Annotated in this window: 24 protein-coding genes; 11 read left to right on the top strand and 13 right to left on the bottom strand. The window is 66.2% G+C overall.

The features are described from left to right. Positions 1–14 precede the first annotated feature (14 nt). On the bottom strand, positions 15–635 hold the full coding sequence (locus ACUXVH_RS14635; protein ID WP_015636393.1) for a LysE family translocator: 621 nt from the start codon (positions 633–635) through the stop codon (positions 15–17). A gap of 203 nt (positions 636–838) precedes the next feature. Here ACUXVH_RS14635 and ACUXVH_RS14630 point away from each other — a divergent pair, with 203 nt between their 5' ends. After that, entirely contained in the window at positions 839–3286 is a 2448-nt protein-coding gene (locus ACUXVH_RS14630; protein ID WP_445495212.1) for a PAS domain-containing protein, read from the top strand. Between the two features lie 9 nt (positions 3287–3295). Here ACUXVH_RS14630 and ACUXVH_RS14625 read toward each other — a convergent pair whose 3' ends face one another. The 3 genes from ACUXVH_RS14625 to ampC all read right to left on the bottom strand — a co-directional run bounded on the left by ACUXVH_RS14625 (position 3296) and on the right by ampC (position 6306). Beyond that, entirely contained in the window at positions 3296–3991 is a 696-nt protein-coding gene (locus ACUXVH_RS14625) for a hypothetical protein (RefSeq protein WP_011062339.1), read from the bottom strand. 129 nt (positions 3992–4120) lie between these two features. Next, entirely contained in the window at positions 4121–4837 is a 717-nt protein-coding gene (pcsA, locus tag ACUXVH_RS14620; RefSeq protein ID WP_011062338.1) for a phosphatidylcholine synthase, read from the bottom strand. Positions 4838–5133: 296 nt separating this feature from the next. Next, positions 5134–6306, bottom strand: a complete 1173-nt coding sequence (ampC, locus tag ACUXVH_RS14615) for a class C beta-lactamase (protein WP_011062337.1) — start codon at positions 6304–6306, stop codon at positions 5134–5136. Between the two features lie 227 nt (positions 6307–6533). Between ampC and gcvA the strand changes: the two genes are divergently transcribed. Continuing rightward, the gene (gcvA, locus tag ACUXVH_RS14610) at positions 6534–7409 is read left to right on the top strand and encodes a transcriptional regulator GcvA (RefSeq protein ID WP_011062336.1); all 876 of its coding nucleotides are present in this window, start codon (positions 6534–6536) and stop codon (positions 7407–7409) included. A gap of 3 nt (positions 7410–7412) precedes the next feature. On the opposite strand, the gene ACUXVH_RS14605 is transcribed toward gcvA, so the two are convergent. From ACUXVH_RS14605 to ACUXVH_RS14585, 5 genes are all read right to left on the bottom strand, one after another. Continuing rightward, positions 7413–7628, bottom strand: coding sequence for a YXWGXW repeat-containing protein (locus tag ACUXVH_RS14605; RefSeq protein WP_445495208.1), 216 nt, complete (start codon positions 7626–7628; stop codon positions 7413–7415). A gap of 90 nt (positions 7629–7718) precedes the next feature. Beyond that, the gene (locus ACUXVH_RS14600) at positions 7719–8186 is read right to left on the bottom strand and encodes a periplasmic heavy metal sensor (protein ID WP_011062334.1); all 468 of its coding nucleotides are present in this window, start codon (positions 8184–8186) and stop codon (positions 7719–7721) included. Between the two features lie 8 nt (positions 8187–8194). Beyond that, positions 8195–8626 carry a hypothetical protein gene (locus ACUXVH_RS14595; RefSeq protein ID WP_011062333.1) on the bottom strand — a complete coding sequence of 144 codons (432 nt, stop codon included), beginning with the start codon at positions 8624–8626 and terminating at the stop codon, positions 8195–8197. Continuing rightward, entirely contained in the window at positions 8623–9204 is a 582-nt protein-coding gene (locus ACUXVH_RS14590; RefSeq protein WP_065363191.1) for an RNA polymerase sigma factor, read from the bottom strand. Before ACUXVH_RS14590 ends, ACUXVH_RS14595 begins: the two co-directional genes overlap by 4 nt. A 48-nt stretch (positions 9205–9252) precedes the next feature. Then, a complete protein-coding gene (locus tag ACUXVH_RS14585; protein ID WP_041119210.1) occupies positions 9253–9570 on the bottom strand; it encodes a YXWGXW repeat-containing protein in 318 nt (105 codons plus the stop codon). Positions 9571–10110: 540 nt separating this feature from the next. Here ACUXVH_RS14585 and ACUXVH_RS14580 point away from each other — a divergent pair. Next, on the top strand, positions 10111–10926 hold the full coding sequence (locus tag ACUXVH_RS14580) for an AraC family transcriptional regulator (RefSeq protein WP_011062330.1): 816 nt from the start codon (positions 10111–10113) through the stop codon (positions 10924–10926). A gap of 202 nt (positions 10927–11128) precedes the next feature. Further along, a complete protein-coding gene (locus tag ACUXVH_RS14575; RefSeq protein WP_011062329.1) occupies positions 11129–11545 on the top strand; it encodes a hypothetical protein in 417 nt (138 codons plus the stop codon). On the opposite strand, the gene ACUXVH_RS14570 is transcribed toward ACUXVH_RS14575, so the two are convergent. The 3 genes from ACUXVH_RS14570 to ACUXVH_RS14560 all read right to left on the bottom strand — a co-directional run bounded on the left by ACUXVH_RS14570 (position 11452) and on the right by ACUXVH_RS14560 (position 13142). Then, positions 11452–12009, bottom strand: coding sequence for a GNAT family acetyltransferase (locus tag ACUXVH_RS14570; RefSeq protein WP_305955101.1), 558 nt, complete (start codon positions 12007–12009; stop codon positions 11452–11454). The two genes, ACUXVH_RS14575 and ACUXVH_RS14570, sit on opposite strands and share 94 nt — an antisense overlap. Before the next feature lie 41 nt (positions 12010–12050). Further along, positions 12051–12497, bottom strand: a complete 447-nt coding sequence (locus ACUXVH_RS14565; RefSeq protein ID WP_015636386.1) for a hypothetical protein — start codon at positions 12495–12497, stop codon at positions 12051–12053. 69 nt (positions 12498–12566) lie between these two features. Beyond that, on the bottom strand, positions 12567–13142 hold the full coding sequence (locus tag ACUXVH_RS14560; protein WP_065363192.1) for a helix-turn-helix domain-containing protein: 576 nt from the start codon (positions 13140–13142) through the stop codon (positions 12567–12569). A gap of 124 nt (positions 13143–13266) precedes the next feature. On the opposite strand from ACUXVH_RS14560, the gene ACUXVH_RS14555 reads away from it, so the two are divergent. From ACUXVH_RS14555 to ACUXVH_RS14540, 4 genes are all read left to right on the top strand, one after another. Next, on the top strand, positions 13267–13419 hold the full coding sequence (locus tag ACUXVH_RS14555; protein ID WP_176707085.1) for a hypothetical protein: 153 nt from the start codon (positions 13267–13269) through the stop codon (positions 13417–13419). A 93-nt stretch (positions 13420–13512) separates the two neighbouring features. After that, complete coding sequence (locus ACUXVH_RS14550; protein WP_011062325.1) at positions 13513–14013, top strand: sigma-70 family RNA polymerase sigma factor; 501 nt, start codon at positions 13513–13515, stop codon at positions 14011–14013. 43 nt (positions 14014–14056) lie between these two features. Further along, positions 14057–15040 carry a FecR family protein gene (locus ACUXVH_RS14545; RefSeq protein ID WP_065363193.1) on the top strand — a complete coding sequence of 328 codons (984 nt, stop codon included), beginning with the start codon at positions 14057–14059 and terminating at the stop codon, positions 15038–15040. Between the two features lie 97 nt (positions 15041–15137). Continuing rightward, positions 15138–17579, top strand: coding sequence for a TonB-dependent siderophore receptor (locus ACUXVH_RS14540; RefSeq protein ID WP_445495201.1), 2442 nt, complete (start codon positions 15138–15140; stop codon positions 17577–17579). Positions 17580–17836: 257 nt separating this feature from the next. Here ACUXVH_RS14540 and ACUXVH_RS14535 read toward each other — a convergent pair whose 3' ends face one another. Continuing rightward, a complete protein-coding gene (locus ACUXVH_RS14535) occupies positions 17837–18988 on the bottom strand; it encodes an MFS transporter (RefSeq protein WP_011062322.1) in 1152 nt (383 codons plus the stop codon). Between the two features lie 241 nt (positions 18989–19229). On the opposite strand from ACUXVH_RS14535, the gene ACUXVH_RS14530 reads away from it, so the two are divergent. From ACUXVH_RS14530 to ACUXVH_RS14520, 3 genes are all read left to right on the top strand, one after another. Next, positions 19230–19700, top strand: a complete 471-nt coding sequence (locus ACUXVH_RS14530) for an Lrp/AsnC family transcriptional regulator (RefSeq protein ID WP_445495198.1) — start codon at positions 19230–19232, stop codon at positions 19698–19700. A 181-nt stretch (positions 19701–19881) separates the two neighbouring features. Continuing rightward, entirely contained in the window at positions 19882–20877 is a 996-nt protein-coding gene (locus ACUXVH_RS14525) for a diaminopimelate epimerase (protein ID WP_445495196.1), read from the top strand. A 109-nt stretch (positions 20878–20986) separates the two neighbouring features. Next, positions 20987–21646 (top strand): hypothetical protein, encoded by a 660-nt coding sequence (locus ACUXVH_RS14520; RefSeq protein WP_445495194.1) that lies wholly within the window; start codon positions 20987–20989, stop codon positions 21644–21646. Positions 21647–21651: the final 5 nt, after the last annotated feature.

Below are 21651 nucleotides of genomic sequence, written 5' to 3'. Positions count from 1 at the left end.
CCTGGCGCGGCGTTTCAGCTGCGCCGATACAGCGCTAGAAACCCCGCCAGCGCCAGCATCGCCGCACCGCAGCATTGATTGAGCCGGCGCATGCCGCTGGCGGTCAGGAACTTCGCTGCCTGCACGCCACCCGCGGCGTACAGCCCCATCACCAGCACCTCCACCACCGCAGTGACCAGCGCCAGAGTGGCGTACTGGATGAGGACCGGCTGGGCGGGGTCGACGAACTGCGGCAGGAACGCGGTGAAGAACAGCAGCACCTTGGGGTTGGTCATGGCCACCGAGAAGCTGCGCCGGAACACCTCGACGCGCCGTGACCCGGCCTGCACCTGCTGGGCTCCGAGGGCCTGGGGCGCACTGCGCCAGAGCTGGATGCCGAGCCAGGCCAGGTAGCACACCCCGAGCCATTTCAAGGCCATGAACAACTGCTGCGAGGCCATCAGCATGGCCCCCAGCCCGAGGCCCACGGCAGCGATGATCAGCACATCCGAGAGTGCCGCACCGGCCATGCCTACCGCCACCAGCTGGCGATTGCGCGAGGTGCCGTTGGCCATGGCCAGGAGTGAGGTCGGCCCGGGAATCAGGGCACCGATAAAACAGCTGGAGGTGTAGAGCAGCAAGGTGGTGGTATTCATCGCGCGGTTCTCGGCGGGCAGGTGGCAATGCCGGTGCAGAATGCCCCAGGCCGGCGCGGGTTTAAAGGCATTCGCCGGGCACTTTGGCCGCCGTTGTCGAATCAGCGTTGCCGCTTGCCAACTTCTGCGGATCCACGGGGTCAGTTATCCTGCGCTGGCCATTGGATGGCAGTGTTGCCTTTTTCCTTTTCTGTGATGTGTTCATGACTACTTCCCCACCTCGTGGTGCAGCGCCCAAGACCTCCCGCGGCGGCGAGATCGGTGCTGCAATCCGTCGCTTCGACTGGTCGCAGACCGCGGTGGGCCCTCGTGAAGGCTGGCCCGGCCTGCTGCGCAGTACCTTGAGCCAGATGCTCGAGTCCCCGGAGAGCCTGTACCTGCTGTGGGGGCCGCAGATGCAGTTCTTCTTCAACGATGCCTACCGCCCGGTCCTCGGCCCGCGCCTGGCCAATGCCCTGGGGCAGACCATCCAGACCCTCTGGGCCGATGCCTGGCCGGATGTCCAGCCGATGGTGGAGCAGGCGTTTCTCGGTTACTCCTGCCGCCACGAAGACCTGCCGGTGAACATGCAGCGCTACCCTGGCGAAGAGCTGACCTGGTGGTCGTTCTCCATGAGCCCGGTGTATGACGAGGACGACGAACAGGTGCTCGGAGTGCTGTGCCACACCGTGGAGACCACCGATCGCGTGCTGCTGGCCCGGCACGCCCGGCAGACCGAGGCGCATCTGCGCGAAACCCGCGAGCTCAATACCCGGGTGCTGGCCGCCAGCAACGACTGCATCAAGGTGCTGGACCTCGATGGCCAGCTGTCGTTCATGAGCGAAGGTGGCCTGCGGGTCATGGAGGTCAGTGATTTCAATGCGGTGCGGGGCTGTCCCTGGCCGGACTTCTGGCAGGGCCAGGGCCACCAGGAGGCCCGGGATGCCATTGCCGCCGCGCGCCAGGGTCGCTCGGCGCGGTTCCAGGGCGCCGCCGATACCCTCCAGGGGCGCACCAAGTGGTGGGATGTGCAGGTTACGCCGATGCTCGACGCGGCCGGCCAGCCGGAGAAGATCCTCTGCATTTCCCGGGACATCAGCGCCACCCGCGAGGCGCAGGAGGAACTGCGGCGGCTCAATGAGTCTCTGGAGCAGCGGGTCCAGGAGCGTACCCAGGAGCGCGACCGGATCTGGCAGCTGTCCACGGACCTGATGCTGGTGGCGGACTTCAATGGCCGCATCGTCGCCGTCAACCCGGCCTGGACCCAGCTCCTGGGCTGGGAGCGCGAGGAACTGGAAGGCAGCAGTTTCTACGATTTCATCCACCCCCAGGACAGCCTGGCCGCAGCGGGGGCGGCGGCCGATCTGTCCCGGGGCGAGAGCTTTTCGCGCTTCGAGAACCGCTTTCGCCACCGCGACGGTTCCTATCGCTGGATGGCCTGGAGCGCCGTGCCGGACCCGCGCCACATTCACGCCGTGGGCCGTGACATGCAGGCCGAGCGCGAGGCCGCCCAGGCGCTGCGCAAGACCGAGGACATCCTGCGCCAGGCGCAGAAGATGGAGGCGGTGGGGCAACTGACCGGTGGCGTGGCCCACGACTTCAACAACCTGCTGACGGTGATCCGCTCTTCCACCGACCTGTTGCGCCGCAACCTCAGCGAAGAGCGCCGGCAGCTGTACATCAAGGCGATTTCCGACACCGTCGACCGCGCCAGCAAGCTCACCGGCCAGCTCCTGGCGTATGCCCGCCAGCAGAACCTGCGCCCGGAGACCTTCGACGTCGGCGCCAGCGTGCAGTTGCTGGCGCAGATGATCAATCCACTGATCGGCGCCTGCATCGAACTGCGTATCGAGTTGCCGCAGCAGCCTTGCTACATCCACGCCGATGCCGGCCAGTTCGACACGGCGCTGATCAATATGGCGGTCAATGCCCGGGACGCCATGCAGGGCGAAGGCTTGCTGGTGGTGGCTGTGGAGCGGGTGGCGCAGATTCCCCCCAGTGCCAGCCAGGGTGCCCAGGCCGGGGACTTTGTCGCGGTATCCCTGACTGATACCGGCGCCGGCATCGACCCCCAGCAGATCGAACGGATCTTCGAACCCTTCTTCACCACCAAGGAGGTGGGCAAGGGCACCGGCCTGGGCTTGTCCCAGGTGTTCGGTTTCGCCCAGCAATCGGGCGGCGGCCTGGCGGTGCACAGCCAGCCGGGGCAGGGCACGTGCTTTACCCTGTACCTGCCGCGCGCGGAGGCCCTGGCCGGCTTGCCGACGCCAACCCAGGCGGTGGTGCCCATGATCGACGGCCAGGGCATGACCCTGCTGGTGGTGGAGGACAATCCCGAAGTCGGCGTGCTGCTGGCCCAGTCCCTGAACGAGCTGGGCTACCAGACCGAATGGGCCACCAGCGCGGCGGAGGCCCTGCGCCGCCTGAGCGAGGAGCGGACCCGATTCCAGGCGGTGTTTTCCGATGTGGTGATGCCGGGCATGAGCGGTATCGAACTGGCCAGCCGGATCCGTTGCGACTATCCGCGGTTGCCGGTCATCCTCACCAGCGGCTACAGCCCGGCCCTGGCCCAGGGCCAGACCCGGGAATTCGTATTCCTGCAAAAGCCCTACTCGGTGGCGGAACTGGCCCTGGCCCTGAGCGCGGCGATCGGCCAGCCCGAGGTGCCGTAGGCACCCGTTTCAACTCAGGCTGGCTTCGATCACCAGGACATTGGCGCTGGCGGTGCGCACGTTGAAGCAACGCGTGGGGCTGATGGTGGAGCCTGCTTCGATCAGTACTTCCTGTTCATGTTCCATGCCGGCGCCGCCTTTGCGATAGACCACGGCCTTGCGGTTGCCGTAGGGCGCGCTGAGGATCCAGATCGCCGGGGCTGGGTTGGGGGCCGGGAGCAGGTCGTTGTACGCATGCCAGGCGGCAATTTGAGGGCACAAAGAGGTCGAGAGCGGTTTGTTGGTGACGAAGGTTGCTACTTCGCTCGGGCGGCAGGAACCACCGTGGAACAGCACCTGGCCGGGGGCGATAAACCGTCCGAAGTGCCTGACCTCGGTATTCAAGGTGTCCGCAGTGAACTTGCCAGATGCTCTTTGATACTCCTTGAGCGGTGCGGAATCCTTGAGGTAGGGCATGGCCGCCTTGGCTTGCCTGAGCTGGGGGTGCACTTGGAGTTGGCGGCGGAATTCGTTGACCACGCCCGAACCGACGTAGTGGCCCAGGGTGTGCAGCACAAAGTCCCTGGCGTTACGCACGGTCTGTTGCACGCGCAAGGGCCGGGTTGGCCAGTTGTTCTTCAGCGCGGCCTCGTGATACAGCCGTTCCCGCTCATCCGGAGGGCTGTCGCTGATGGGGTAGAGGTCGATCAAGGGAAGGTGGGTCATGGGGGGCTGGCCTGGTACTCATCCGCGGCGGGCGGCGGGCAAATAGTCGCCAAGCCTCTGCTGCAGAGGCTTGGGCGCAGGAGTCTTGCATGCTTGCCGGGCCCCGGCAATGGTTCGCGGGGCACTGGTTCAGCTGGCCTTGCTGAACCATTCCTGGGCCGAACGCCACAGGCACACGCCGAGAAAGTAGGCCGAGGCTGCCAGCCACAAGCCCATGATCGGCGGGCTGTGCAGCGGGTGGCTGAGGATCAGCAATGCGCCGCTGAGCAGCCAGACGAAGGTCACGATGATGTTCAGCCCCATCCACTTGCGTACCCGGAACGGATGCAGGAACTGCACCCGGGTGGCGGTCAGCAGGGCCAGGGCGAAGATGCTCAGCAGGCTCAGCCAGGGGCCGGGCTCGATCAGATAGAAGCACAGGGCGACCACGTTCCAGGCCGCGGGAAAGCCCTGGAAGTAGTTGTCGTGGCTCTTCATGTTGACGTTGCAGAAACACAGCAGCGACGACAGCAGGATCAGCGAGGTGGCCAGCAACGCGCTGTATTCCGGCAGGGGAATGTAGCGGTAGATGAACAGCGCCGGGATGAACACATAGGTCAGGTAGTCGATCACCAGGTCCAGCACGGAGCCGTCGATGTTGGGCAGCACCGAGCTGGTCTTGACCTTGCGCGCCAGGGAGCCGTCGACGCCATCCACCAGCAGCGCCACCCCCAGCCATAGCAGGCAGGCCTTGGGCTGGTTGTCGAACAGTGCCAGGGTGGCGAGCAAGGCACTGACCACCCCGGTGGCGGTGAAGCCATGGGCGCCCCAGGCTTTGATTCTGGCGATCTGCAGGGTCGATATCACGGACGTTTCTCCAGCGGCTGTGGTGCCCGGGCGATGTCCGGCGCAGCAGCGCCGGCAAGCCTGGCCAGGTTGCAGTTATCGACCGGAAAGCCTGGCAGAAGGTTCAGCGCGAACCTTGAATCAGGCCCGGCGCCGCAAGCGCCGGGCCAGTGGCTGGCCTGGCCCGAGTGCGCGGTCGAGGGGGCTGGTTTGAGTCTAGGCGCCACTCTGGACGAGGCAACAGGAAAAACGCCACGTGACCGAAGGTCAGGTGGCGTTGCGGGCAGGCGCAGGCACCGGAGGGGCTGCCGGGTTGATTACTTCCCGGTCTCCAGGGCCGTGAGGATGGCGTGGGCGGCCTTGATCCGTTCCTCGTTGGGGTAGTTCTTGTTGGCCAGCAGGACAATGCCGATCTGCTGGCTCGGCACGAACACTACATAGGCGCCGAAACCGCTGGTGGAACCGGTCTTGTTGTACAGCGCGTCGGCCTTGGGGGCTGCGGCCGGGGTCAGCCATTGCACCGGGTGCGGCTCAAGGGCCATGGCCGATGAGTTGCCCGCCAGCAGGCGCGCCAGGGGCACCGGGTAGGCGTAGCGCTCCCAGCCCAGGCCCTGGGTCATGTCGCCGACCTGGTAGTAGCCGCTCTGGGTCGCCACCATGGCTTGTTGCAGGGGGCGGTCGAACTGGCCCGGTTGCAGGTTGCCGGCAATGAATTGCAGCAGGTCCGGGGCGCTGGTCTTGACCCCGTAGGCTTCGGCGTCCAGCGGCCCGGGGCTGAGGCGGATCGGCCGGTTCTGCTTGTCGTAGCCCTGGGCGTAGTGCCCCAGCTGGTCCTTGGGCAGATGGATGTAGCTGTGCTTGAGGCCGAATTTGGGAAACAGCGTCTGCTCCATCAGCCGGTCGAAGGGCTGGCCCAGGCTGCGGGCGGCCAGGTAGCCGAGCAGGCCGATGCTGGGGTTGGAATACTGGCGCTGGGTGCCGGGGCTGAAGGTGGGTTTCCAGGTGTTGTAGTAGTCCAGGGTCTTGTCTTCACCCTGCACCTCGTCGGGGAACTGCAAAGGCAGGCCGCCAGCGGTGTAGGTGCCCAGCTGCAGCAGGCTGATGCCGTCGAAGGCACTGCCGCGCAGGGCCGGCAGGTACTGGCTGGCGTGGTCCTCAAGGGCCAGCTTGCCGCTGGCCTGGGCGTAGCCGGCGAGGGTGGCGGTGTAGGTCTTGCTCACCGAACCCACCTCGAACAGGGTGTCGTTGTCCACCGGCTGTTGATTGTCCTTGGAGGCAACCCCGTAGTTAAAGTAATGTCGCTTGCCGTTGGCGATGATCGCCACCGCCATGCCGGGAATGCCCTGCTGGTGCATCAGCGGGCGGATGGTGGCGTCCACGGTGGTTTTCAGAGCGCTGTCCGCGGTGGTCTCGGCGAAGGCGCTGGAGGCGCCCAGTAGCAGTGCGCAGGCGCTGATGACGCTTAGTCCGGTCAAGGTTGTGTGCCGCATGATTGGTTGGTTTCCCTGGGTTCTGGTTATGTACGCCGCGTTTGTCCCAGCGGCTTTGCGGCCCCGGCGTTCTTCGTGGGAACGCCTCGGGCGGCCTGCCCGCGAAGCCTTCCTGGCTCAGGAGGGCGTGGCCGGTGCTGCGCGAGCGAGGCCAATGTAGGCAGTTTAGGGCAGATCGACAAACGACCATATTTCGCACGAGCCATTAGAAAAACTAGGGAATGCCCATGCTCCGTCCCCATCTGCCCCTGAATGCGCTGCGGGCTTTCGAAGCCTCGGCGCGGCACTTGAGTTTCACCCGTGCGGCCATTGAGCTGTGCGTGACCCAGGCGGCGGTCAGCCACCAGGTCAAGAGCCTGGAGGCCCAGCTCAACGTCACCCTGTTCAAGCGCCTGCCCAGGGGCCTGATGCTCACCAGCGAAGGCGAGACCCTGCTGCCGGTGCTGCGCGAATGCTTCGACCGCATCGCCCAGACCCTGGGACGATTCGAGGGTGGGCACTATCGTGAAGTGCTGACGGTGGGCGCGGTGGGCACCTTCGCCGTGGGCTGGCTGCTGCCGCGGCTGGAGGACTTCCAGGCACGCCATCCCTATGTCGACCTGCGCCTGAGCACCAACAACAACCGGGTGGACGTGGCGGCGGAGGGCCTGGACTATGCCATCCGCTTTGGCACCGGGGCCTGGCACGGCATCGAGGCGCTGGCGTTGTTGCAGGCGCCACTGTCGGTCTTGTGCGTGCCGGAACTTGCCCGCCAGTTGCACAGCCCGGCGGACCTGCTGGGGCAGACCTTGCTGCGCTCCTACCGCACCGACGAATGGCCGCAGTGGTTCCAGGCGGCGGGGCTGGGGGCCAACAGCCTGTTGCCCCAGAGCGTGGTCTTCGACTCGTCCCTGGGCATGCTCGAAGCGGCGCTGCAAGGCCTGGGCGTGGCCCTGGCGCCGCCCTTGATGTTCCAGCGCCAGTTGGCCAGTGGCGCGGTGGTGCAGCCCTTCGACATCGGCATTGTCACCGGCAGCTACTGGCTGACCCGCCTGCAGTCCCGGGCCGAAACCCCGGCCATGGGCGCGTTCAAGGCCTGGCTGCTGGAAGCGGTGGCCGGCTAGCCATCAATAGCGCCAATGCCCCGGTGTCCAGACCCACTGGCCGGCGTGCCAGCGGTAATGCCCGGCAACCCAGTGATAGCTCGGCGCCGGCGCCATCGGAATCACCTCGACAATGGGCGGCGGTGGCGGCCGGCGAGGATGGGCCGGGGCCACCACGCAGCCTGCCAGGGTGGTGCCAAGCAAGGTGGCGATGAGAATGCTTTGGATCGTACGAAGCATGGGCGGTTTCCTGAGGGGGCTGTGGGCCCGCGGCCATCGCGGGCGGTTGAGGGTTGAACGTGGCCCGGGGCGAAATCCGTCGCCGGGCCTTCAATCTCTATTGGCTGCGCGGTTTTTCCCCGGGCCCCGCAGGTACATGGCGTCCACCAGTTGCTGGCGCTCCTTGAGCGACAGGCTGCCGGCAAAGTCGGCCAGGACCTCGTCGACCCGGGCCCGCAGGGCGATGTCGGCATCCCGGGACTTGCCCAGTTGGGCATCCAGGGCATTGCGGTCCAGTGGTTCGGCCCCCAGTTCACGCACCACCGCCTGGCGCGCCTCGCGCCCGGCGATGATCAGCGGTTGGCTATCGATGCGAGTCTGGCGCAGCAACTGGCGCAACTGGCGCCGGCGCTCTTCCGGCATCTGCGCCATGGCCTGGCGCAGGCCGTGCTGGGGTACCGCCAGGGCCTGGGCCGGCTTGGGGTGGCCAAGCCACTGATAGAGGCCGCCGGCCACGCCGCCGATCAGGAACACGTTGATCAGCAGCGACAGCACCAGGCAGGTTTTCAGCGCACGCATGGACAGGCTCACTGTTCGGCCTCCTCGGCATTGATGCTCAGGACGAATTCCGCATCGCTCTGGTCGAACACGCTGGGCAGGGCCTCGGCGGAGGTCGACAGCGGCAGGCTCAGGGCCACCGCAAGCATGCCGGCGGCGACCCCGGTAAGGCCGACCCCGACCCAGCCCAGGGAGGCCAGCCAGCCGGCGTAGCGGCTCCAGAACGGCGCGCCGGGCTGCTGCGCGGCGGCGATGATGCGCTGGGCCAGGGCCGGGCTCGGTGCGGGCACCTGGTAGCGGTCCAGCTGGCTGTCGAGCCAGTGCGCCTGGCGCAGGGCTGCCACGGCCTGGGCATCACCGCAGTCGAGCAGGGCCTGGGCGGCGGCGCGTTCAGCGCTGGGCCAGCGTTGCAGGTCAGCGCCATAGGCGTCGGCCAGGTGCACGAAGCGTTCGGGGGTCATGGTTTTCTCCTTCCTGAGAGGTCTGCGCCGGGGGCCTCGGCGAGGTGGCTGCGCAGGTTGCGCCGGGCCCGCGACAGCAGGCTTTCCAGGGCTTCGACGCTGATCTGCATCAGCGCCGCGGCCTCGGTGTTGGACAGTTCCTGGTAGTACTGCAGGACGATCGCCTCGCGCTGGCGATCCGGCAGCTGGTCCAGGGCCTGGGCCATGCGCCGGCTCTGCGCGCTGGCCTCCAGTTGTTCATCGGGCGCCGGGCGGGTGTCCAGGGCCTCGCAGGCGTGCTCGCTATCGACCGGCACATGTTCCTTGCGCCGGCGCAGGCGGTCGTAGCACAGGTTCAGCGCCACCCGGTGCAACCAGGTGTCGAACCGTGCCTGTTCGCTGCGCCAACTGGCGGCCTGTTTCCAGATCCGCAGGAAGCTCTCCTGGGCGATGTCCCGGGCTTCGTCGGCATCCCCCAGCAGCCTGCTGGCCAGGGCCAGCAGGCGCGGCAGCTTGCGCGTGACCATTTCCTTCACGGCCTGCGCGTCGTTGTTGCCGATGCGTTTGAGCAACTCCAGATCCGGGTCGTTTTCGTTCAAGTGGGCAAGTCTCGGTGCGCTAACGGGGTAGTCCAGGGCATCACGGCATCAGCGCACCCAGCGGCCTTCGACCCAGTACCAGCGCGGCCCATGGGCCTGCCAATGGCCGGGCATCCAGCGCCCGCGCTGCATCACCGGTTGCCAGTGGCCGGGCACCCAGACGTAGCCGTGCCCGCGCCAGCGCCAGTTGCCGCGATCCCAGGCGTAGCCGGGGCGGGCCACCGGCATCGGCTCATAGCGCATGGGCGGTGGTGCCTGCTGGATGATGATGGTTTCGGCATAGGAGGGCGTGCTTGCCAGCGCACCAAGTGCCAGGGGGATCAGCAGCAATGTGCGCAGACGCAGCAGGGAACGGACAAGCTTCATGATGACTCCTTCAGGCCTGCGTTCGCTGATGAACGCAGCTGATGGGTTCAACGATAGATGGGCTGGGAATCCGTCGCGGGCAAATGAAATTTTTATCCGCGCCTGGTTCAACCCGGGTTCAGCTGGCGGGGGCAGGGCGCTGGCAGCGGCGGCTGGAAATATTTGTGCAGGGGCGGCGACGGATCTCTGCGCGCTGCGCCGTTGAATCAGTAACCGTGCAGCCACGGCTGGCGATGGTCGCCAGCGGCGCTTGCCGGTCGTATCACTGAACCCATGAGGAATTCACCATGTCCCGTCGCATTGCACTGCTGATTGTCATGGCCACCATGCTCTCCCTGGGCGGTTGCGTGGTTTACCCCGGGCACTACCACGGCTGCTGCTATCGCTATGGCTATTACCGCTAGGGCACTGGGATGAATAGCGGTGTGCCCCGCGGTTCTTGGCTAACCCCCAGGGGCCCGGCACAATCCTCGACCTTGCAGGGCTTGCCTGGCCGTCAGACGGATGGCGGGCATGGCCCGATGCCGTGGAGGAAGGTGGATGCCCGTCTTGAACGAACAGGATCAGCCCCAGGATCCGGATGCGATTGCGCGCCCGGTGTGCGCCTTGCGCATCTCGACTCAGGAACAGCGCTGGGAGCGGCCGTGGCACAGCCATCGCAAGGCCCAGCTGCTGTTCCCATTGTCCGGCGTGCTCAGTTGCGAGAGCGCCGAGGGCCTGTGGCTGGCCCCGCCGCAATGCGCGGTATGGATCCCCAGCGCCACCGACCATCGGGTCCAAGGGTTGGAGAACGCCCTGGGCTATTGCCTGTTCGTCGAACCCGAGCATGCCCGCTCACTGCCGCAGGCCTGCTGCACCCTGGCAGTGTCGCCCCTATTGCAGGAGCTGCTGCAACGCTGCGCGCAATTGCCCTATCTCTATGACCAGCAGGGTGCCGAGGGGCGGTTGATGGCCGTGGCCCTGGACGAGCTGGCGGCGGCGCCCCGGGAGCAGATCCACCTGCCCATGCCCCGGCATGAACAGCTGCGGCGCCTGGCCGGGCAGATCCTTGAACAGCCGGAACGCCGCCTGAGCCTTGGGCAATGGGCCGAGCAGATCGGCCTCAGCGAACGCAGCCTGAGCCGTCTGATTGTGGCCGAGACTGGCCTGAGCTTTGGCCGCTGGCAGCGCCAGTTGCACATTCTTCTGGGGCTCAAGCAATTGGGCCGGGGCGACTCGGTGGAACGGGTCGCGCTGACCCTGGGCTATGACAGCGCCAGCGCCTTTATCCGCATGTTCAAGAAAGCCGTCGGCCAGCCGCCGGGGCGCTTCTTTGCCGAACGCCGCCAGGCCCTGGAACACGACCTACCCCTGTAGCCGCCGAGCCCGTGAGGCTGCGCAAAGGCTCGCAGGGCCTTGCTTGACGCACACCAGCGCCTGCAAAACCGCCACGGCCACCTCCATCACTGCGGTCGTTTGGCCGGATTGATCAATAATTTGTCAATCTCGACTGATGCGGACAGGTTTATACGGGAAGATGATAACCATTCTTGTTTATCAGCTTTCTTGAGGTGTTCCCATGTACTTCGATCATCAGCATTTTCCCCTGGTCTGGATGCGCCCCGCCAAAGGCGCCGGGCAGCCGGGAGTCGAGCCGTTCCAGCAGTTGGAGGCGTTGATGCAGCGCGGTCAGGCCTTCGTCCTGATGAGCGATGCCATGCCCGATCCTGCGCAGCGCAACACCGAGCAGAGCAAGGCATTGCTCAAGCAGGGGGCGTTATGGATGAAACGCAACAAGGCGGCGATCCGTCGCTGGATCAAGGCCATGATCGTCATCGCCCCGGAGCCCGAGGCCCAGGCCGGGGTCGAGGCCTTTGCCGATACCTATGAAAAGTTCTGGGGTTATCCGCTGTTGCACAGTGCCTCGCCGCTGGCGGCTGCCAGCCTGGCCCAGCAACTGCTGGCGCCACCGCGCAGCAACCGGCACAACTGGTGACGGCGGGGCGGCGGCCCCGAGCCACGCAGGTGTTCGGGTAGGTTGGCGCTGATCACCTTGCCCATGCTGATCCGCGGTTCGACCTGATAGCCCAGGGCCTGGTAGAAGCTTTGCACGGCGGCGTTGCTGCTGAGGATCTGCAGGTTGATCTTCAGGCAGCCGCGGCCCTGCAGGGCTTGTTCGCCATGGCGCACCAGGGCTCGGCCAGTGCCGAGCCGGCGCTGTTGCGGGTCCACCGCCAGGGCGTAGAGCCAGCCGCGGTGGCCGTCATAGCCGGCCATCAGGGTGCCTATGACCTGTCCTTGGTCCAGGGCGACGAAGAACAGAGCGTCATCCACCGCGAGCTTGCGGTCGATGGCCAGGCTCGGGGTGTTGTGGGCCGTGTCGTAGCCGAAGCTGCGGTTCCACAGGTCGATCACGGGCTGGCGATGGTGGGGGTTGCTGTATTCGACGATCTGGATCATGGCGTGGCTCGCTAAAGTGGGGGAGCACAGAAGGGCGGGTTTCAGTCCTGATGGCCGGGCCAGGTTTCGGTGGGGAAATAGGCCTCCAGCCCCGGTTCCTTGTGGTCCACTCCGTCCCGGGTCCAGTAGCAGCTCAAGCGTGAGTAGTTGTCCAGGTCGCCGCGCACCAGGCAGGTGGCGTTGTGCCCCGGCCAGCTGAAACGCAGCACATCGGCCTCGGCCATGGTGGCCCGTTCCACTTTGCCGGTGGCGGTGGTGGTCTTGCCGTCGATGGTCTTGACCAGGGTCAGGGCCTGGTTCTCGTAGCGGATCACCGCGGTGCCCGAATAGGTCGGCCCGCCATCGGGCTCCTTGCCGATCAGCATGAACTGGCCGGGCACCATGCTGTAGTAGATGTGAAGGTCCTGGTCCTGCTTGGGGGCGGCCTGGGCGGCAAGGCTGGCCAGCAGCAGGCCGAGGAGGGGCGCGCGGCGGGAGAAATACGGCATTGATGCTCACTCCTGTTGAGGCGGGGGGCCATGATTCCAGACTTGGCCCTGCAGATAAATGCCCGGGCTCTAGCGATGTTCGATGACCAGGATCGCCGTGGTGTCGGCCTCCAGGGCTTCGAACAGGTGGGGCAGGTCGGCGCTGTAGCGGATGTAGTCGCCGGCCTCCAGGCTCACCGGGCTGTCCGCAGGCCCGGCCAGGGCCCGCCCGCTGCAGATCACCAGGTGTTCCACGGTGCCCGGCAGGTGGGCCTTGGACTGGCGCGCCTGGCCGGGTTGCGCCTTCAGGCGATACAGGTCGCGCTGCGCCCCCGGCGGGCAGTCATCGAGCAGGGTCGCCGCGTAGTGGGCATCCTCGGCATGGGCGGTGGTGCCTTCGTGGGCACGGATGACTTTCAGCTGATGCGCCGGTTGCTGGAAAAACCGCGTCACCTGCAAGCCCATGGCCTGGGCCAGGGCCCACAGGGTCTCGATGCTCGGGTTACCCAGCCCGGCTTCCAGCTGGGACAGGGTGGACTTGGCCACCGCAGCCCGCTTGGCCAGTTCCGAAATGGAGAAACCAGCGTTCAGGCGCTCGCGCTTGATGGCCATGGCCAGCAGGCCGATGGGCGACAGGGAGGTTGGGTCGTTCGTTTTATCGTTCATATCTCTATTAAATTATCCTTGATTCTCTTGACGCAGATAAATTTTGCTGTTCATTATATCGGTTAAATGTTCGGTATAAATAAAACAAGGGCGCCGAGATGAACCGATTGTACAAGGCGGGCCCATGGGCCTGAGCCTGCGCCTGATGGCCATTCCGTACCACGAAATCTACCTGGCCGTGCATTGCCTGGCCCACCTGCAACAGTGCCTGGGGGACTGGCTGGTGGCGGGGCAGACTCACCTGTTTGTCGAGTCGCCGCGCTGGTACAGCCGCTAGGGCCGACCGCCGGGCGCGAGGTGGGCGGTGAATCCATTGCCTGCATTAATGCGAAGCATTACTATTCACGCCCCACTTCCCCAGCGCCCCGCGATGACAGCCAAGCCGCCCCGCAGACCAGGCTTTTTCGAGCACTACGAAGAGTTGATCGGCACCTGGACCCGGCGCTTGCGCAATCGCCAGCAGGCCGAGGACCTGGCCCACGACACCTTTGTCCGGGTGCTGGAATCCGATGCCGCCACGGTGCAGCAGCCGCGGGCCTACCTGCATCAGACCGCGCGCAATATCGCCGTGGATGCCTTTCGCCGAGAAGACCGGCGCGGTGCCCTGGAAGAACAGGGGGTCCACCTCAGCGTGTCGCCCAGCGGCGACCCGGAGCATTTCATGCACGCGATCCAGTTGGCCGATTCCATCGAACGGGCGCTTGGCGAGTTACCGGTCAACTGTCGCAAGGTGTTTGTCTGGCAGAAGATCGAGGGCCTGACCCAGGCCGAGATCGCCGAGCGCCTGGGGCTGTCAAAGAACATGGTGGAAAAGTATATGATCCGCACCCTGCGGCATCTGCGCGACCGTCTGGACGGGTCGGCCCCATGATCAGTCGTGGCGATTTCTCACCCTCTGCCAAACAGGAATTTGCATGATGGACAGCCGCGATTGCGCCAGCGCGCAGGCCAGGATTCGTGACGAGGCGGCGGCCTGGTTCACGCGGTTGCAGGAGCCCGAGGTGAGCCCGGAGCAGCAATTGCGGTTCCAGCAGTGGCTGGCCGAGGATCCGCAGCACCGGCACGAGTTCCAGTTGCTCGAAGCCCTGTGGGCGGCCACCGACCTGGTGCCCAGGGCGCGCCTGCAAGCGCTGTGCGCCACCCCGCCGGCCAAGGCCCGGCGGCGCCCGCTGCTGCGCTTTGCCCTGGCTGCCGGGGTGGCGACGCTGGCCGTGGGCCTGGGGCTGTTCAGTGGCCTCAACCAGCCGGTTTCCTACAGTGCGCAATTCGTGACCGCCCTGGGCGAGCGCCGCCATGTGGCCTTGCCCGATGGCTCGCAGGTCGACCTGAACAGCCGCAGCCACCTGCAGGTGCGTTATGCCCGGAACCAGCGGCTGATCGAGCTGGTGGAAGGCGAAGCCCTGTTCAACGTCGAGCACGACACGGATCGGCCCTTCGTGGTGGCGGCGGGAGCGGGCAAGGTCACGGTCACCGGCACCCGCTTCGATGTGCGCCGCGATGAACGCCAGACCCGGGTGGCGGTGGAGCAGGGCCGGGTCAAGGTGCAGGGGCGCGACGCCGCGACGGATGATTTCATTGCCCTGACCCCGGGCCAGGGCACCCATGTCGATGAGCACGGCAAGGTGGCTCAGGCCTACGCGGTGAACCCCGAGGCGCTCACGGCCTGGCGCAGCGGCAAGCTGGTATTCAACAACGCCTCCCTGGCCGAGGTGGTGGCCGAAGTCTCGCGTTATCGCGAACAGCCCCTGCGGGTGGCCAGCGCCGCAGTGGGTGAGCTGCGCCTGACCAGCGTGTTCAAGTCCGACGACACCCAGGCCCTGCTCAAGGCCCTGCCGAGCATCCTGCCGGTGGAGGTGCGGACCCTTGCCGACGGTAGCCAGGAAATTTTTTCACGTTAGATTCAGGTTTTTTTTCAGTTCATCGTCTTCTTGTCCAACTGCAACTGGTTTGCATTAACAGACGCACCTTTGTGTGATCGACAGGACTGCCGCCGACGTGAAAAAAATAGCCGTTTCTCCCGCCGTATCCCCGTTGCCCGCGCGCCGCTGGCTGCCCCTGGCCCTGGCCCTGGCGGTCAGTGCGGCCTTGCCCCAGGCCCAGGCCGGGCAAGCCGCCGCCATTCACATCCAGGCCCAGCCGCTGGGCCAGGCCCTGAGCCAGTTGGGCCTGCAGACCTCGTTGCAGGTGTTCTTCAGCCCCGAGCTGGTGGCCGGCAAGCAGGCCCCGGCGGTGGACGGCAACCTGTCCCCGGAACAGGCCCTGGGCCAGTTGCTCCAGGGCAGTGGCCTGCAATACCGGATCGACGGCGGTTCGGTGACCCTGAGCCCGGCTCCGGCAGCCACGGGCGGTGCCCTGGAGCTGGGCACCAGCAGCATCAGCGTGGTGGGCGACTGGCTGGGCGATGCCGATGTGCAAAAGGTCCAGAACCACCCCGGTGCACGTACGGTGATCCGCCGCGAGGCCATGGTGGAGCAGGGCGCGATGAACGTCGGCGACGTGCTGCGCCGGGTGCCCGGGGTGCAGGTCCAGGATGCCAACGGCACCGGTGGCAGCGATATTTCCCTGAACGTCGGCGTGCGCGGCCTGACCTCGCGCCTGTCGCCGCGCTCCACGGTGCTGATCGACGGCGTGCCGGCGGCCTTTGCACCCTATGGCCAGCCGCAGTTGTCCATGGCGCCGATTTCCTCCGGCAACCTGGACAGCATCGATGTGGTGCGCGGCGCCGGTTCCGTACGCTACGGGCCGCAGAACGTCGGCGGGGTGATCAACTTCGTGACCCGGGCGATTCCGGAAAAGGCCACCGGGGAAATCGGCACCACCCTGGAAACCTCACGGCAGGGCGGCTGGAAGCACATCGACACGGCTTTCCTCGGCGGCACTGCGGACAACGGCCTGGGGGTGGCGCTGCTGTATTCCGGGGTCAACGGCAATGGCTACCGCGAGGGCAACAACGGCAACGACATCGACGACGTGATTCTCAAGACCCACTGGGCACCCACCGAGCAGGACGAGTTCTGGTTCAACCTGCATTACTACGACGCCACCGCCGACATGCCCGGCGGCCTGACCCAGAAGCAGTACGACGCCAAGCCCTACGACTCCGATCGCGACTGGGACAACTTCAGCGGCCGGCGCAAGGATGTGTCCTTCAAGTACCAGCGCCAGGTCGGCGACCGCACCCAGTTCGAAGTGCTGACCTACTACTCCGACAGCTTCCGCGGCAGCAACATTGCCGCCAGCGACCAGAAGACCCTGGTCTCCTACCCGCGCACCTACTACACCTTTGGCATCGAGCCACGGGTGTCCCATGTGTTCGACCTGGGGCCCACCACCCAGGAAGTCAGCGTGGGTTATCGCTACCTCAAGGAAGGCATGCATGAACAGGCCAGCCGCGTGGCCCTGGTGAACAACCAGCCGGTGCTCACCGCGGATTCCGACGGCCATGTCTACCAGGACCGTACCGGCGGCACCGAGGCCAATGCCTACTACATCGACGACAAGATCGACGTCGGCAACTGGACCATCACCCCGGGCATCCGCTTCGAGGACATCAGCACCAACTGGCACGACCGGCCGGTCCCGGGCACCAACGGCGTGCGAGTGCAGGAGAAGCGCCGCAGCATCGACAGCAACGAACCGCTGCCGGCCCTGAGCGTGATGTATCACCTGTCCGATGCCTGGAAGCTGTTCGCCAACTACGAGACTTCCTTTGGCAGCCTGCAGTACTTCCAGCTGGGCCAGGGCGGCAAGGGCGACCAGACCGCCAACGGCCTGAGCCCGGAGAAGGCCAAGACCTACGAGATCGGCACCCGCTACAACGATGATGTGTGGGGCGGTGAAGTGACGCTGTTCTACATCGACTTCGACGACGAGCTGCAATACATCAGCAACGACGTGGGCTGGACCAACCTGGGGGCCACCAAGCACCAGGGCCTGGAGGCCTCGATGCATTACGACCTGGCAGCCCTGGACCCGCGCCTTGACGGCCTGACCGCCAACGCCGGCTTCACCTACACCCGCGCCAGCTATGAAGGCGAGATCCCCGGCTTCAAGGGCCGCGACCTGCCGTTCTACTCGCGCCAGGTGGCCACTGTCGGCCTGCGCTACGACATTGACCGCTGGACCTACAACATCGACGCCTTCGCCCAGTCCAAGCAGCACTCGCCGGGCACCGGGGTGAACGCCAACGGCAGCTTCAACGGCAACTACATCACCGATGGCAGCGCCGATGGCCGGTACGGCGACATGCCGGGTTATGTGCTGTGGAACATCCGTGGTGGCTATGACTTCGGGCCGCAGTTGTCGAACCTGAAGTTGGGGGCCGGCGTGAAGAACGTCTTCGACCGCCAGTACTTCACCCGTTCCAGCGACAACAACTCGGGGATCTACGTGGGCGCGCCCCGGACCTTCTTTGTCCAGGCCAGCGTCGGCTTCTGACCCCCGCAACAGGCGCCGGCTTGCCGGCGAATCCCCAGAGCGGCGCAGGTTCTGGGAGATGGGCCATGGCTGGCGGCCCCTCGCTGGCAAGCCAGCTCCTACAGGGAGGGCGGCGCCTGTAGGAGCCGGCTTGCCGGCGAATCCCCCGAGCGGCGCAGGTTCTGGAGGATGGGCCCTGATTGGCGGCCCCTTCGCTGGCAAGCCAGCTCCTACAGGGAGGGCGGCGAATCCCTGGTGCAATGCTGTGCTTTAGTGGCTCAGACCTTGAGCACCTTGCCGCTGGCGGCCACCGCCAGCAGCAGGACGGCGATCAGGCCGAAGGCCGCGCTCAGGCTGCTGCCATGGGCAATGAAGCCGATCACCGCCGGCCCGGCCAGGATGCCGGCGTAACCCAGGGTGGTGATGGCCGGCACGGCGATGCTTTCGGGCATTACGTTCTGCTTGCCCACGGCGGTGTAGAGCACCGGCACTATGTTCGAGCAACCCGCGCCCACCAGGGCATAACCCACCAGCGCCGCCTCCCAGGCCGGGGCCAGGGTCGCCAGCAACAGGCCAGCGGCGGCGGTGGTGCCGCCGATGATGATCACCCGGCGCGCGCCCAGGCGATGGACGATGGCATCGCCCGTCAGGCGGCCCAGGGTCATGGTCAGGGCGAAGGCGGCGTAGCCCAGGCCGGCGTAGGCGGCATCCAGGTCGCGCTCGGCGGTGAGGAAGACCGCGCTCCAGTCCAGCACCGCGCCTTCGGCGAGGAACACCACGAAGCACAGGCAGCCGATGAACAGCACCACACCATGGGGCACGGCAAAGGCCGGGCCCGAGCTCTGGCTGCCATAGGGCAGCATGTGCGGCGCGGCCTTGAGCAGCGCCAGCAGCATCAGGGCGATCACCACCAGGGTCGCGCCCAGTGGCGACAGGCCCAGGCCGAGCAGGGCGCTGACCCCCGCGGCGCCGACGATCCCGCCCAGGCTGAACAGCCCGTGAAAGCCCGACATCATGGTCTTGCCGCTGGCCCGCTCGACAATCACCGCTTGCAGGTTGACCGTGGAATCCACGCCGCCCAGCCCGGCGCCGAACATGAACAGCGCGGCCATCAGCAGCGGAATCGAGGTCAGGGTGGCCAGCAAGGGCAGGGCCAGGCAGATCAGCAGGGTGCCGCCGGCCATCACTTTGCGGCAGCCGAAGCGCCCGGCCAGGGCGCCGGCAATCGGCATCGCAAGGATCGAGCCCACCCCCAGGCACAGCAGCAACAGGCCCAGGGTGCCTTCGTCGAGCCCGGCCCGGGCCTTGGCGTAGGGCACCAGCGGGGCCCAGGCGGCAATGCCGAAGCCGGCGATGAAAAAGGCGATGCGCGTGGACATCTGTTCGAGGCGGCCGGGGGTGGCCTGGAAGTGGGTGTTGCTGGCAGTCATAAAAATCCTTGGCGATCGAACTCGCTGCCGGCCGCCTGATGCCCCCATGGCGTGATGGCGGCCGGGTGGGGATTGTGACAAATCTGGCCCTCGAAGGTTGCAGAAATCCGCAGCGCAGTGCTTCTGCACAGGGTTGCGGGTGAAATAAATTTGCGCAGGCCGGCGGTTTGTTTCGCATAATCGGCGGCTGTGCACAAAAACGTTGCAGTGCGTGCCGTTCCTTCCCGGAGTTTTCCTGCCCATGAATGCCAGCCTCGACGCCTACGACCTGAAGCTGCTCGCCGAGCTGCAACGTGACGCCAGCACCGCGCAAAGCGAGCTGGGGCTGCGGGTCAACCTGTCCACCGCGGCGGTCAACCGGCGGCTCAAGCGCCTCTGCGACGAGGGGGTGATCGAGCGCTACAGCGCCATCGTCGCGCCGGACGCCCTGGGGCACGAACTGAGCATTATCGTCGAGGTGGAAGTGGAGAGTGAGCGCATCGACCAGATCGACGCCCTCAAGCGCAACTTCCAGGTCTGCCCCCAGGTCCAGCAGTGCTACTACGTGGCCGGCGAGTGCGATTTTGTGCTGATTTTCTGCGTGCGCAACATGGCCCAGTACACCCAGCTGACCCGCGAACTGTTCTTCGACAACCCCAACGTCAAGCGCTTCAAGACCCTGGTGGCGATGAACCGGGTCAAGGTCGGCCTGGAAGTGCCCACGGCCGGCTGAGGTTCAGGGGGCCTGTGGGGCTTGCCCGAGAAAGCCACGAACCCAGGGGCTTCTGTGGCAGGTGGCGTCGGCTGGGGTACCGCGCACAGGTCGTCTTGCCGGCCTGAGCCGGTGTTGTCCTCTGGTCGAGCCGCCGGTTTCTCCGTAATGTCAGCGGCTCGGTTTTCCAGGAGGCGGTGTGATGGCGGCGTTCTACGATGCACGGGGCAACATCTATGGGGTGGTGACACCCGCGCGGTTGCGCAGCCTGGGGGTCGCCTTGCCCGGCAGCGCCGCCCAGGCCGCGCGGGACCGGCGCTTGTGGAGCGAGCAGGCCATCGCCGCCCTCTGTGACTGGGCTCCGGGCACCCGCCCGCCGGGGGCCAAGGCCCACCGTAGCGACGGTCTGCTGGTGGGGCCGTTCCAGGACGTGGCGCCCTTCGATCTGCTGATCGTCAACACCGACGGCACCCTGGCCGAGCGCAGTGGCAATGGCCTGACCATCTTTGCCCAGGCCCTGGCCGAGCAGGGGTTGCTGGCCGAGCAGGGGCCAACCCTGTTGCAGGTGCACCATGACCAGCCCACCGGTACCTCGCCGGTGGCCACCGTGGTGGAGCCGGCCCGGGTGGCGGGGGTGCCAGGGTTCTGGCTGGACCTCGGCCAGCCGTCCTTCGGGCCCGAGGCGGTGGCCGCCATTGGCGTCGAGACGGTGACCCTGAACGGTCGCGAGCTGAGCCGGGTGGCACCGTTGCAGGCACTCGACCCGCGGTGGGAGCACAGCCAGTTCGTGCGCATCGGCAACCCCCACTGCGTGACCCTGCTGGAGGATGCCGAGGCCTTGCCCGGCAACCCGCAGATGCTCGAAGCGCCCCTGGCCGAAGGGCTGACGGCCACTGCTTTTGCCTTGCCCCTGGGCAGCGGCGAACCCTGCCCGGCGGGGGTCAACCTGCAATGGGCGGCGCGGGAATCGGCGCAGCGCATCGTCGCCCGGGTGTTCGAACGGGGCGAAGGGCCGACCGCCTCTTCGGGCACCAGCGCCAGCGCCGTGGCCTGCGCGGCGTGGCGGGTGGGCTGGGTCAAGGCCGGACGGGTCGAAGTGCTGATGCCGGGCGGCACCGCGCCCTTGATGTTGCAAGAGACCGACGGGGTGTTGACCCGGGTGAGCCTGTTCGGCACGGCGCTGGCACTGGCTGAGTGAGGACGCCGGAGTCGCGGTGGCGGAGTGCAAAACGGCTGGAGTTTCTATAGCGTGGCGGCAGTCGCGGCTGGTCGCTCGATACAGCCCACATTTACCGAAAGGACTCGACATGCAAAAAGGAACGCCTCGCCGAGCTTTGCTCAAAGGCACGGTTATGGCCCTGGGGGCTGCGGTCGCTGGCAGCCTTGGCGGCTGTCTGACCAGCAGGCTGTACGAAAGCCGGGCCAGCAATGAGGTCTATACGGAAACCGTCAGCCAGTTCTACATCACGGCGGACGCGAAGAGCTTCGTCATTTTTGGCAAGCAGTATCACTACTTCGTGATGGTCGATCCTGAGTTGCTGAAGGCCATCAAGTCGGACCTGCATGGGAAAATGCAGGCCGAGTTTTCGCAGATCCTCGTCAATGCGTGGCAGAACCTGGAGGGTGAGCTGGTCCTGAGGATACCCGGGCTGGACCAGCTCGACGCCCAGCAGATCGATGCAGCCCAGGCTTTGGGCTTCGTTGTTGCAAGGTCGCAAAACGCCCTGTTGCACCGCTATGCCATTCGCGGCAGCCGCTTTGAGTCAAAGCGGGATATCAGCGCCTATCCGGCCAACGCGTTGAACAGCACCTACACCCTGTACTTCTCGGCGTACCGGGAGAAGAGCAAGGTCGGGCAGGTGCTGCTGACGCCGGTGACCCTCACCGCAGACGGCGTATTGACGATCCTCGCCCTGCCGCTGTTGCCGGTGGCGTTCATGGCGGCCCAGCCGTTTCGGGTCAAGTAAGCATC

It is taken from the genome of Pseudomonas sp. 8(2025), assembly GCF_052665325.1.
This window is presented reverse-complemented; position numbering and strand designations above follow the sequence as displayed.